This is a genomic window from Paenibacillus paeoniae (assembly GCF_003388735.1).
GTDB lineage: Bacteria > Bacillota > Bacilli > Paenibacillales > Paenibacillaceae > Pristimantibacillus > Pristimantibacillus paeoniae.
Map to the genome: position 1 here is coordinate 2618446 of NZ_QUBQ01000001.1, position 11586 is coordinate 2630031.

The following is an 11586-nucleotide window of genomic DNA, read 5'->3' on the forward strand; positions in this document are numbered from 1 at the left end:
CATAAATGGACAGACGTATCCCGTCTGTGGTCATTCTAGAAGAAAACAGCTGTAGAATATCCAATGCCAATAGACAAATTGCGCAAAGCTCTCTTTTTCATTGAATATCCCCTCCCCATCAAAAAGTTTAGTACAACTACAATATCTTATCACAGTTCCCACTGCGTTATCAAATCAAACTAACCTTCGAAAGTCGAATACTAAAAACAGGGTGCATAGACGGCATATTGGCCATCCATGCACCCAATCAGGCAGTTTACAATTCCTTGAACAGACTTACTTTATGTCTGCCATGAACTGTCTGGAGTTCTCCACAATTTCCTTGAATTTCGTGTGATGTACATAATGGGACGCATCGAAGATAACAATTTTCCCATTCTCTACGCTAGCCGCTTGCTCCTCATGAATCGGAACCCATTGGTCGGAAATATTTTGCTTACCGACAAGAAGCAACAGAGGAAGGTCAACCGGGAACTTCATATGCGTAGCCTCTTTAAAGTTCGAGGAGATATGCTCCATCTCATTCAAGATAGAAGGGTTGAACATGTTCTGGAGCTGGATCAACCTGATTTGTTCTCTGGTTTCATCATCATAAGGCAGTCCTTCATAAGGATCGGGATTAAATTTCATCATCAATCGGGCAAAGCCTGAGCTTTTGAGCAGCTTAAATTTTCCGATCGGGAACTCTACGTCCATGCCGCCTTGCGTTGGAATACTGGTATCGATTCCGATAAATGCAGTCACTTCATCCCTGTACTTGCTTACATAATCAACGCCGTATAGACCAGTAATCGAGTGTCCCATTAGGATATAGCGGTCAATATTAAGGCTTTGCAGCGCCTCATGGATTTCTTTAACGATATTTTCGGTCGTACGGTCCTTGTCGGTAGTGTCACTTAATCCATAACCAAAAGGCTCGATAGCGACAACTTTGTAATAAGGAGACAGCTCATCGATGAGCGGCTTGAAATCAAGCACAGGCGACGCTGTGCCATAGCCAGGCAGAAGCACAATTGTATCCTCGCCTTCTCCTTGAATGAGCACATTCATATTTTTGCCGTCAACGGGAACGAGCTGTCCATATGCTTGGATCTTGCTCTTCTCTGACTTGGTGCTAACCACATTCACGATATATACAATCGCGATAAAAGCTACAATCAATATTAGGATTACTGCTAATGATTTGAGTAGAATCCTCAGCCACTTTTTCATAATATCTACACCTTTCTTCACCAGATAATTCAGCTGCCTTAGCAAGCCGGTATAGAAAGCTTAACTGATGAAGATGTACAGACAATGACGCGAATATGAACTGAATATGAACAGGGGCTAAAAAAATAAAACAATACTCTAATTACTCGATTGGAGCCGAAATAGGCAAGATGACAATAAATGTTGTGCCTTGTCCAAGCTCGCTCTCCACTCGAATATGGCCCTGATGCAACGATACGATTCCTTTAGCGATGGCCAGCCCCATGCCGCTTCCGTCATACTTGCGGCTATGTGAACGATCGGCCTTGAAGAAGCGCTCGAAAATCCGCTTCTGATCCTCCTGAGAGATGCCAATACCCGTGTCGGTTATGCGGACGATCACGTTTTTAGTATCTTGTTTTACGCTGACATTAATCGTACCGCCATCCTGGGAAAATTTGATGCTATTTCCGAGAATGTTGGTCCATACCTGATTAAGCTGGTCATGATCTGCCGCTAGGGTAACAGCTCTCATATTCAGCTCGAAATCAATGTTGCGTGCCGACCACTGCGGCTGAATGGCCACAATCACTCGTCTGATCTGCTCATCAAGTCTAAGTGAGGTCATCTGCAGCTGTTGTGAGTTTGATTCCAGCATACTTAGCTTCAGCAGGCTATCACTCATCTTGGACATCCGTTTCGCTTCGGAAATAATAATATCGAGATAGCGGCCTCGCTCACTCTCTGTAATGCCTGTTTGCTTCAGCGCTATGGCGTAGCCGGATATCGAGGTGAGTGGAGACTGAACCTCATGGGACACATTCGATACGAACTCCCTGCGCATCTGCTCCAATTGCTTCAGGTCACGCGTCATTTCTTCGAAGCTGCGAGCCAGCGTACCCAGTTCACCCTTTTGCTTAATGTTCAGTTTAACGTTAAAGTCTCCCGCTGCGATAAGCCTGGTTGCTTCTGTCAGCTTCTTAATGGGCTTAACTAGGAATACGGCGGCAACTAGAATGAGCAAGCTTCCTGCAATTAAGCAGTTGGTTAAAAATTTAATCAGGAGCGATACGGAAGACGCGGCAAGCGGCTCCGCAAACATCGCTTTCGTTCCCGTCTCGGTCTGGATCGGGATGCCCAGCAACACAGGTACAAATCCCTTCGAATTGACCTGCAGCGTTTCTCCGCTCAGTACTTGATTGATTTGTTCCAGTGTTACTTCAGAAACGCGTTGACCGTTCAGCTCCCCATAAGATTGAACCTGGCCGCCTTGGTCATATATTCTAATATGGTAGGAATGGAGCTGCTTCATTCCGCTTACATAGGAATCAGCCTCCGCTGACGGCATGGCATCGTAGATTCGAGCAACGTCCTGTCCGAAGTGGAGTACGTTTAACAGCAAATTATCATTCAACTTTTCTTGATACAACCACGATGTAACAAAAGAAGCGATGACCGTGCCCCCGATGACAGCTGCCAGAAAGGTCAAAACCACGCGTGTGTATAAGGAGCTGATCATGGCGTTGCCTCAAGCCGGTACCCAAGTCCGCGCACCGTATCGATTCGGAAGTCAGGCGTCTCGGCGAATCTCTCGCGCAGCCGCTTGATATGAACGTCGACCGTCCGTTCATCTCCCTCATAATCCATGCCCCAGATCTGATCGATCAGTTGTTCACGCGTGTAGATTTGTCCAGGCTTTCCAGCGAGCTTATATAGTAATTCAAATTCCTTCAACGGAAGTGCGAGCGATTCAATACCTTTCGTCACCTTATAGGTCTGCCTGTCCAGCATAACGTTGCCGATTTGAATGGTCTGCATCGAGCCAACACCGTATCGCTTGAGCAATGCTCTCACACGAACGGTCAATTCCAGCGGGTCAAACGGCTTTGTCAAATAATCATCCGTTCCGAGCTGAAATCCCTTCACTTTCTCCCATGTCTCGCCTCTAGCCGTAAGCATAAGCAAGGGAAGATCGGAATTTCGTCTGCGAAGCTCTTTACATAGCTCCCAACCATCCATCAGCGGCATCATAATATCAAGCACAACAAGATCAACCTGTGTCGAAGCATAGACGGCCAGCGCTTCCTTGCCATCCGAGGCCTCCACGGTTTCGAATCCGTCATTGCGCAGAAATAAACAAACGAGTTCGCGAATGTTCACATCATCATCAGCAACCAGTATCGTAGGCATTCGTTCCCTCTTTTCCTGTTTTACATTTCTCATCAGTATACTATAAAGCAGCAACGTTGCCTAAATTCAAGAAGGGTCGAGTAATAATGAACGGATTAATTTGCGCTGTGTAAATAGGGATTAAAAAAACAACTGTCAATTCAGACAGTTGCTTTTACGATTTCTCAGAATGCTCTACCAGATCAATAATTTTCTTAATATCCGTAATATTAAGCGCTTCTGCAATTCGTTCAATATGATTAAAGTTTATGTTTTCCCTTTTTCCGCTGGATAGTTCACTGAGCGCAGCATGTCGGACATCGGAAAGGCGAGACAATTCCCTTAAAGAGATATTGTGCTCTTTTATAAGCTCAGAGATTTTGACAACAACCTTCTTCGGCATTCCATCACCAACTCTAGTTGAATTCGACCATTGACTATACGCAATAGCGTATCATATAATATGGACAATTCCGGTACGTATATACGTACCAATCATTGATTATGGAGCTGGTACAAGTATGGTCGAACTGATCGCGGTATATGAACGGCTGGTGGAGGAAGAGGATGAGCTGCTGAACAAGATTGAAATCTGCGAGGGCTGCATCGCCGGTATCTTTGAGTATCTGGTGTCTAAGAAGGATACGCACATTGGCGAGTCCATTCTGACCGCTGTACATACGATTGTGAAGGATTTGCAAACGGAGTTGCTTCATTTGAGGCTGGAGAAGAGTCTGTTAGCCGATCGGATTAAGCTGGCCAAGAATAGTGGATAGCACCGTCTCATCATGTAAACATACGTATGATATGTAAGCTTCTCCGTCATGTTCAAAGCTGCAACAGAGAAGTTCTAGAGGTTTCTGCACTAAGTTTTATCTAATTAAGGATATCTTTTCCCCGCTGGTTTGATGCTTTGAGGATTGCGGAACACATTTTGAGGGTCATATTTTGCTTTTACTCGTCGCAGTCTTGGATAGTTCGCTCCATAGTAGACCGGTCCCGAGTTTTTGATCCCTTGGTCAGGAACATTGATATAGGATCCTACGATATACGGCTGCAGGTTCCGGCGGGTCTGGCGGACGATGGCGATATTTCTAGGAGCATCGGATTGCTTTAGCCAAGAGCTGTTCCATTCGACATAGAACTTAGGCTTGCGCCAGTAAAAAGCTGTGGAAGCAGGTGACTTGCGACTGACTGCCCCGCCCCAGTTCAGGAAGAAGAATCCGGCATCCTTCCCCTCTACATTTTCTAGAAATTGACGCATCGACCGTATCGCTTTATCCGGGAACGGGCGTCTGCCAAAGCCGGAGGAGAACTGGTTGCTGTACCTTTGAGTCAATACCGGATCGGGGTCCAATAGGAAGCCCACGACTTCCGGATACGGTACCTCCCGAATAACCTTGCTGGTTGGCGTTCCGACGCTTGTCATCGGCTTCAACAACTTGAGGGCTTCCTGCCGAGAGCCTAGATACAGTCCTTCCATCGACACGTTGCCGCCTTTTTTCGGTCCGATCGAAAATTCACTGCCCAGCTTCGTATTTACGGAAGGCGCCCATCTCTGCCATACCTTAAGCAGCTTCTCGAATTGATTCCACGGCCAGGTAATCCGATATACGGTCGCTGTGGCTGGAGCGCGCAATACTTTGAGCTTATACCGGGTATATACGCCAAAATTACCCCCGCCTCCGCCGCGAGAAGCCCATAGAAGGTCGGCATTGCGATATTTGTTCGCACGGATGACTTTGCCATTCGCGTCGACCATCTCAAGCTCAATCAGATTGTCGCTGATGAGACCTGTCGTCCGCATAAGCGGCCCGATGCCGCCCCCAGCCGTAATACCGCCGATCCCGACCGTCGCACTGTCGCCGAAAGGTACGATATAGCCCTGCCGCGCAAGCGCATGTGCGATTCTGCCCACTCGATTGCCCGTTTCTACGATAGCCGTCTCGTTCTTTCTGTTCAACTTGATCTTCTTCATATCGCTGACATCAATGACAAGTCCTCCGTTAACCTGCGAAAGATTCACCTCCAGCGAATGTCTGCCGCTCCTGGGACGAATCGGTATGTTATGCTTCCGCGCCCATTTGATAGCGTTCGCTACATCCTGTGTTCTTTGGGCGAAAACAAATACTTTAGGGTATCTGTCCGTATGGGGGTCCCAATTTTTGCGCGCCGCTTCATAACCCGGATCTCCTCGAAAAATCACTCGACCGGTAAGCCCCGTTCTTGATATCACTCTGCCCACTCCCTTGGAGAAAATGATTACACGTTAATCCAATTCAGGAACTCTATATCGTATGAAGGACATTTGTCCAGGGAATGGGCCAATTAACCGATAGTGAAATATACCTAAATTTAATGAAACTACTAATCCATTCCTTTATAGCAAATTAAGGACTTTAGTAGTATACTAGCGAGAATATTGTCATTTTCATCCATACTACTATTGTTGGGGGTTCCAATGATGAAAAAAACATGGCTGCTTCTCGTAATCATGGCTTCACTTCTAGTGCCAAATACGATGTTTGCCAAAGCTGAGGATTACGGAACGATTATTTGGGAAGGGGTACTGGCTAATACCAGCTACGGCGGCGATCCAGACAAAATTAGAATTACCATCAAGGGCGCAGTCGGCAAGCAAACGAGCAAAGGAAAAGTCAATACGCATGTGAGATCGCTGCCTGGCGGCTCCGAAAGACTGCCGTCACATATTATCTCTGTCGTGGACGGCGGTTCGATCAAGGTAGAGTATTTGGGAGATGAGCCTAAACGCACTTATCAAAATGCCGATGGCCTGCTTGGTTTAACCGAAATTAAGGAACTCGAACAGTGGGAAGAATGGCAGCTGACAGACGGTCGTCCGGCAGAATACATCGGATACGGCAGCGGTTATATCGATCCTTCCAAGTTCTTTGTTAACAAAAATTTTAGCCATACAGTAGGAGCGGATCGAAAAGTCGACAGCTCCGATCTAAGCTACAAACATGTGAAGGACCAAAATTATATCGCAAAAATTTATTTGCCGATGACCGTTGGCATGAGTGATGTATACATACAAGTTGTCAGCAACGAGCGTGCGGTGGAGCTGATGGATGAAATCAAAGATGGCCATCCGACCGTCCTGCTGGGCAAAACCTTTGGGGAGGATACATCCAAACAGCCCAATGACATCTGGGAAGCCAAGCTTCCGCCATTGAAAAAATCGGATCTGGAAACGCGATACGGCATTAAGATCCATGTGGAGAAAGGGTTTTTCACTGAGCAGGAAGCTCTTCATATGTTGAATCAAGGATTTTCTGCATTTCCTAAAGGCCTCATCAAAGAAATTACGTCTTACTATAAAAATAAAGGCCGCCAGACACAAATTAAGTTTGTCTATAAGCAAACCATCTTGAGCGGCAGCTTTAATGATGAGGGCAAAGATAATGTGCTGAGTTACTATCCGGGCACATCAGGCGATTTCAGCCATTGGGTTATCGGACATGAAATGGGCCACTATGTCCACAAATATTTAAACGACCGTTTTGGGTATGAGAAACTCAGGCAGCAGTGGGTCAGCCTGAACGATGGCCTGGATTACAAAGGCAAATGGTCCGATAAGCATAGCAGCTATTTTGTTAGAGACTATAGCTTGTCTGGTTATTCGGAAGATGTAGCCACCATTTTCGAGCTGCTGACAAACGTCAACAATGCCGAGCTGAGAAAGCGATATTCAGCAGAGGACGAAGCGCCTATTTTGAAAAAAATAGACTTGTTAAACAAGGTGCTCCTGGAAGCATCGTCTAGTGTCAAAGATCTCAACCAGATCTGGGGTAGCATGTATCCGCAATCGCCAAGCTCTTATGCCGTCTATCCTATTGAAGAAGCGAGAGAGTCGGGCATTGTTCCAGCGGATGACCGCTTCCAAGCCATCTACCAGTCGAATATTACGCGCGAAGAGTTTTCTTTGTTAGCAGTAAACTTAATTGAAAAGGCGACCGGCAAGTCGATAGCCGCTTATGCAAAGGCACAAGGAGTCAAGAAGGAATGGTACTTTTACGGCAGCCTTGCCAGCGGCAGTGAAGACGACGGTCAGTTAATCTATCGTATCCGATCGAACTTTCCCTTCTCTGATATATCGAACGAAGCCATCTATGACTTGCATTCGCTTGGTGTCATTAACGGAGTGGGCGACAAGCTATTTGATCCCAACGGCCATTTGACCCGGGAGCAAGCGGCGGTCATTATGCACAATATGGCCAAGGCGCTTAAACAGGATACGAAATCCGTCAAAACAAGCTATGCCGACTCACGTTCAACCAGCAGTTGGGCGCAAGAAGGCATTCAGTACGTATCGGCAAAAGAAATTATGGTCGGTACGGGCCAAAATCGATTCTCTCCTAAGACGGTATTAACGTTCGAGCAAGCTTTTATTATGCTTAATCGTTTGTTAGACACAGTTTCAAAGTAATAGCCGCAACGCTGATCAGTTGGAATTATGAGGAGCCGGGGGAATATTCCCTCGGCTCTTCGTGTGTTATGTAGTCTTTGCAAAGCTCATATCATCTAGTCGTCAAAGGCGGCAAGCAGTTCATTCACAATACGCAGTCGGCCAAGCGGCGTCCAGCTCATCAAGAACCAGTTCGGAATCGTATGAAGCCTTCCATTCCTAACTGCTGAAATTTGACCCCATGCCTCCGTCTGGACCAGCCGCTCATACATTCGGTCGCTTCCCGCAAGCACATGATGATGATGCGTGAACAGATGCTCTGTCTCAAGGATCGGCATCGACTCCGGCTGCAACTGCCAGCGCCATAGCTCCGGCGGAACCTGACCGCATCCGCGCAGAGCAAGCTCTCCATACACCAGCTCATTCAAGGGATGATGCTCCCTTCCCTGTATGCCGATCGCCAGATGACTCACTTGCATCATTGTGACTCGCTCTGCACCCAGCTTCTTCCGCAGCTTTCCTCCGGCTGCCTCTATCTGAACGTACAGCCGCGCCAGTGTCTCGGACGCCTCCCGTTCACGCTTGACTAGCTCCGCAATTCTCTCGAAGTTACGCTTCCAATCCCAGATTGAAAAATCCATAAAGACGGGCGCTGCCGTCCGCTTGAACTTGTCTTTGAACTCGGTGTGATAATGGTCGCAAATGATAAGATCCGGATTGGATAGCTCCAATTCCTTAAGCTGGCGGCCTAGCTGATCAGCGTACAACTCATGGCTGATATGCGGATAATGAAAGAGATCAACCTCGCAAATCGGCTCTATGCCAACCGCTCGCAGATGATCCCCGAAGCGAAGCGAGGATGCCACCGCCACCTTCAGCATGCCGCGCTTCATATACATCGTCGGCGATACACCCACCATTCGCTGAAACATCCGGCTAAAATAGAAGGGACTGCGGAAGCCAACCGCCTCTGCCACTTCCTTCACCCGGCTATTCTTCTCACTTAACATTTGCTTGGCCCTCTTCATACGCATGTTGTTCAAGTATTCCACCGGAGGAAGACCCGTTTCATTGCGGAACAACAGTGAATAAGCAACGGACGACATGCCGCCCGCTGCCAATGCCAACTGTTCGATGCTTACTTTCTTCTGATAGTGCTGCTCCATATATCGAATGCTTCGTTCCACCCGTTCATCCTGCGTAGTCGCTGGCTGTTCGGATTCATTTTGCAAAATTTGATGAATGAATTGCTCCAATTGAATGCGAAGACCGAGGGAATCACCATTCCCGCCTCGTCTTCTCCTGTTGTGCTGATACAACTGTATGATCTGTTGACAGACCCATTGCGGATCACGGACGGATATGAAGCCAGGCGACAAGCCAGCCGGTAACGCCGATGAAGCCGCCACCTCATAGCTTCCCTTCGATCTAACCAGCCTGACGGGCTCGAATCGTATGCCATAATAGTGAATTGTACCAGCCTGTTCGAGAAACTCTACCATCATGCCCGGAACGAGCAAATAGAGCTGGAAGGGCCGAATTCTATGGACAGCTCCGCCCAGCACAGCAACGCCTTCTCCTTCCGTTACGAAGCATAGCAAGTAAGCAGATATTCGAATTCTTCTGGCAAGCAACGCACCTGTGATGTTCCTCTTATGTGCTGTTGAAAGAAAATAGACTAGGGCAGAATCATTTCCATTCGCAAATGTAGGCATAAGCAGTTCCTCCAGCCCTTCTCTCATTCTAGCGATCCTATTTTATTATATGGCTCTTCGCCGCATTAACAAATAGATCATATAAGGAACACCGATTATAGCGGTTATTAATCCAGCCGGAATCTCATAAGGCGCGAACACGACTCGTCCCGCAAGATCGGACAATAGAACGATCAAGCTGCCAATTAATGCTGCTGCCGGAAGCTTGACTATGCTGCGCGCACCTGCCAGATGCCCCGCCATGTGAGGCGCCATCAATCCGACAAAGCCAATCGTTCCAGCCATCGCGACCGCCGCCCCTGCCAAGCCGACGCTGGTTAGAATGAAGAGGAACCTTGTCAGCTCTACCCGAAGTCCGAGTCCTGCTGCCGATTGCGCATCAAGCAGGAACAGATCCAGCCTTCTTGACATTGTCAGCACCATTGCGAACAGGATAAGTATCCACGGGAGCAGCGGCCAGAAGTGATCCCACGTTCGACCATACAAGCTGCCTGCCATCCAGATCGAAGCTTGCGATACACGAAAAATATGGCCTACCGTCAGCAAATAAGTAATAAGCGCACTGGCCATAGCGGATATGCCGACGCCAATGAGCAGCATGCGTACAGGAGAGCCCGCCGTTCCTCTCCTCCAAGACAAGCTATACATAACAGCAGCTGCGAGAAATGCACCGCCGAACGCAACCCACGGCATCATTCGCATGGGAAACGCCGGAACGAGCACCATAACCCCCACGACGGCTGCCGCTGCGCCCGAATTAAGACCAATAACGCCCGGCGAAGCAAGCGGATTGCCCGTAATCGCCTGCAAAACCGTTCCCGCCAGTGCCAGCCCGCAGCCGACCAGCAAGCCAGTAAGCACTCTAGGCAACCGAAGCTCATGAATGGTAAAGCGGTATTCCTCCCCGCCGGTGCCAAATAAAGTTCTGAACACGTCCATCCAAGGAATCGAACGTTCTCCCAGCATCAAATGAAGCGTTATTGCTCCGATATTCAATACGATCAGAATGCCGATAATCGCAAGTGCGCGCAGCTTCGCAGAAGATGACATCATCGCGAGTTCTCCTTTCGCGCTGCCAAATAGATCAGCATCGGAGCGCCGAAAAATGCCGTGACGACGCCAACAGGAATCTCTTGACCGGGCAGTACGAAGCGCGCTCCAATGTCAGCCGCCAGCAGAAGCAACGCCCCAAGTACAGCGGAGTAGGGGACGATCCAGCGATAATTACCGCCAACGAGCAGACGTGCGATATGGGGAACGGCCAAACCTACGAATCCGATTGGTCCAGCTAGTGCAACCGCACTCCCTGCCAGCAGCACGACGGCCATAATGCTTGCCGTTCGAATCGCGGCCATTCGCTGCCCGAGCCCTTGGGCAACTTCTTCGCCTAAGCCGAATATATTCAACTGGCTGCTTACGACAAATGCGATCGCTGCTCCCACACCCATATACGGCATGACCTGAATGAATAAGTCGATGTCTCTGCCCGTAAGTGAACCCGCTAGCCAATAACGCATCGTATCAAGCGACTGCTCGTTCAGAATAAGAATGCCTTGTGTGAGTGAGGCGAACAACAAATTCAGTGAGGCTCCAGCAAGGACAAGCCTGACCGAAGATATCGAACGCCCGCTCCTGTAGCTAAGGAAAAAGACCGATACGCCTGCAACCGCTGCCCCAATTAGTGCAGACCATGCTAACAATGACAAAGAACTGCTTCCCAGCCAAAACGAAGCAGCAACCGCAGCAAACGCCGCGCCGTTGCTGACACCGAACAGCTCCGGACCCGCCAGCGCATTGCGGCTTATCGCCTGCATCAGACATCCGGCAACGGCCAGGGAGCCGCCGATTACAACGGCTATGAGCGCCCTTGGCAGTCTGACCGAGCGAATGATTAAATGCTCCCGTGATCCGTCGAATGATAGGAATGCATCCATAACAGCACGGAAAGGAATCTGCACAATGCCAAGCATGATGCTGCCCAGAAAGGCAAGCAGCGTCACCGCTACAAATGCCAACAAACCGATTATTCTCACCTTTATATTTCCGTTCATATCGTTCTGCCTCCGCTGCGTGCCGTACATA

The 11586-nt window shown here is 48.5% G+C and carries 10 protein-coding genes; 2 read left to right on the plus strand and 8 right to left on the minus strand.

The features are described 5' to 3' along the window. Positions 1–276: 276 nt before the first annotated feature. The 4 genes from DX130_RS12115 to DX130_RS12130 all read right to left on the minus strand — a co-directional run bounded on the left by DX130_RS12115 (position 277) and on the right by DX130_RS12130 (position 3763). On the minus strand, positions 277–1212 hold the full coding sequence (locus tag DX130_RS12115) for an alpha/beta hydrolase (RefSeq protein ID WP_116045494.1): 936 nt from the start codon (positions 1210–1212) through the stop codon (positions 277–279). Between the two features lie 142 nt (positions 1213–1354). Then, positions 1355–2710 carry a sensor histidine kinase gene (locus DX130_RS12120; RefSeq protein ID WP_116045496.1) on the minus strand — a complete coding sequence of 452 codons (1356 nt, stop codon included), beginning with the start codon at positions 2708–2710 and terminating at the stop codon, positions 1355–1357. Further along, positions 2707–3381, minus strand: a complete 675-nt coding sequence (locus DX130_RS12125) for a response regulator transcription factor (RefSeq protein ID WP_116045498.1) — start codon at positions 3379–3381, stop codon at positions 2707–2709. The genes DX130_RS12120 and DX130_RS12125 overlap by 4 nt, the downstream gene beginning before the upstream one ends. Before the next feature lie 154 nt (positions 3382–3535). Then, positions 3536–3763, minus strand: coding sequence for a helix-turn-helix domain-containing protein (locus tag DX130_RS12130; RefSeq protein ID WP_116045500.1), 228 nt, complete (start codon positions 3761–3763; stop codon positions 3536–3538). Positions 3764–3881: 118 nt separating this feature from the next. Between DX130_RS12130 and DX130_RS12135 the strand changes: the two genes are divergently transcribed. Then, positions 3882–4136, plus strand: coding sequence for a hypothetical protein (locus tag DX130_RS12135; protein ID WP_116045502.1), 255 nt, complete (start codon positions 3882–3884; stop codon positions 4134–4136). A 104-nt stretch (positions 4137–4240) separates the two neighbouring features. On the opposite strand, the gene DX130_RS12140 is transcribed toward DX130_RS12135, so the two are convergent. Then, positions 4241–5593, minus strand: a complete 1353-nt coding sequence (locus DX130_RS12140; protein ID WP_165861260.1) for an FAD-binding oxidoreductase — start codon at positions 5591–5593, stop codon at positions 4241–4243. Positions 5594–5821: 228 nt separating this feature from the next. Here DX130_RS12140 and DX130_RS12145 point away from each other — a divergent pair, with 228 nt between their 5' ends. Beyond that, positions 5822–7810 (plus strand): S-layer homology domain-containing protein, encoded by a 1989-nt coding sequence (locus DX130_RS12145; RefSeq protein ID WP_116045505.1) that lies wholly within the window; start codon positions 5822–5824, stop codon positions 7808–7810. 95 nt (positions 7811–7905) lie between these two features. On the opposite strand, the gene DX130_RS12150 is transcribed toward DX130_RS12145, so the two are convergent. From DX130_RS12150 to DX130_RS12160, 3 genes are read right to left on the minus strand one after another with little or no spacing between them, the layout of a single operon-like run. Continuing rightward, positions 7906–9531 carry a helix-turn-helix domain-containing protein gene (locus tag DX130_RS12150; protein ID WP_116045507.1) on the minus strand — a complete coding sequence of 542 codons (1626 nt, stop codon included), beginning with the start codon at positions 9529–9531 and terminating at the stop codon, positions 7906–7908. A gap of 18 nt (positions 9532–9549) precedes the next feature. After that, complete coding sequence (locus DX130_RS12155) at positions 9550–10557, minus strand: FecCD family ABC transporter permease (RefSeq protein WP_116045509.1); 1008 nt, start codon at positions 10555–10557, stop codon at positions 9550–9552. Further along, complete coding sequence (locus DX130_RS12160; protein WP_116045511.1) at positions 10554–11555, minus strand: FecCD family ABC transporter permease; 1002 nt, start codon at positions 11553–11555, stop codon at positions 10554–10556. The genes DX130_RS12155 and DX130_RS12160 overlap by 4 nt, the downstream gene beginning before the upstream one ends. Positions 11556–11586 lie beyond the last annotated feature (31 nt).